Consider the following 835-nt stretch of genomic DNA (forward strand, 5'->3'; position numbering starts at 1 on the left):
CTGGACGACCACTTCCGCCTGAACGCCAACCTGGTCGAGGTCGAGACAGGGTTCGTCGCCTGGTCCAGGCGCTACAGCGGCGGCTTCACCGAGCTGGCCGACGTCCAGGACGAGCTGACCCGCCAGATCGTCGGGCACCTGGTGGGCGGCCTGGTGCGCCACGAGGAGCGCCAGGCACTGGGCCGCGGTACCAGCAGCCTGGAGGCCTACCATCTGGTCCTGCGCGGCCGCTACGAGATGAACCGCTACGACCCGGCCGGCAATGCGCGGGCGCGCAGCCTGTTCCAGCAGGCGATCGACCTGGACCGCAACTTCGCCCGCGCCTGGAGCAACCTGTCGCGCGCCTACAACCATGAATGGCGCTATCGCTGGAGCGATGCGCCCGACCGCTCGATGGACTTGGCCCAGATATGCGCCGAGCACGCGATCGGGCTGGACCCGAGCGATGCGCGCGCCCACGGCGAGCTCGGCTGGGTCCAGCTCTATCGGGGCGAGCTCGACCGGGCGCTCGCCACCTACGAGACCGCGCTGCGCCACAATCCCAACGACAGCGAGATCCTTTCCCAGCTCGCCATCGTCCACTCCTATGCCGGCAGGACCCAGGAGGCCGAGGCCCTGCTGGAGCGCGCGATCCAGCTGGAGCCGGATACGCCGGACATCCTTTTCTGGCGGCTGGGCGACGTCTATTTCCAGAAAGGCGATTACCGGCGGGTCATCCAGGTCGTCCAGAAGATGCGCGATCCCGGGGAGGGTGCACGGCTGTTGGCTTCCGCCCATGCCCATCTCGACATGCTGGACGAGGCGTACCGGTGGCGCGACGAGGTGCTGCGCCGCC

Annotated in this window: 1 protein-coding gene; it reads left to right on the plus strand. The window is 68.7% G+C overall.

Annotated elements, in window-relative coordinates:
* Positions 1-835, plus strand: an 835-nt coding sequence (locus EQG76_RS23670; protein ID WP_159716924.1) for a tetratricopeptide repeat protein, incomplete at both ends; no start/stop codon positions are given.

The sequence above is a fragment of the Geminicoccus flavidas genome (assembly GCF_009806515.1).
Classification (GTDB): Bacteria; Pseudomonadota; Alphaproteobacteria; order Geminicoccales; family Geminicoccaceae; genus Geminicoccus; species Geminicoccus flavidus.